The organism is Peribacillus sp. SIMBA_075 (genome assembly GCF_046534585.1).
Window position 1 is genome coordinate 1 of the sequence record NZ_JAWRYN010001128.1, and the last position, 253, is coordinate 253.

Below are 253 nucleotides of genomic sequence, written 5' to 3' on the forward strand. Positions count from 1 at the left end.
AGTTTACGTTTGCGCATCTGGTCATGGGATTGTTTACGGCGAGCGCAATCGGATATGTGATTGCCAACCGTTCCTTTATCTCAGGTGCAGCGGGAGGCTGTCAGGCAGAGGTAGGCTCCGCTACTGCTATGGCTGCCGCAGCCATCGTGGAGCTCAAGCAAGGGACACCTCGTCAAGCGATCGATGCTGCAGCGATTGCACTCAAATCCATGCTGGGTCTGGTGTGTGATCCGGTAGCAGGGCTTGTTGAGGT

1 protein-coding gene is annotated in these 253 nt (G+C 55.7%); it reads left to right on the top strand.

Going from position 1 to position 253, the window contains the following annotated elements:
• Positions 1 to 253, top strand: a 253-nt coding sequence (locus SB775_RS31825) for an L-serine ammonia-lyase, iron-sulfur-dependent, subunit alpha (protein WP_410865279.1), incomplete at both ends; no start/stop codon positions are given.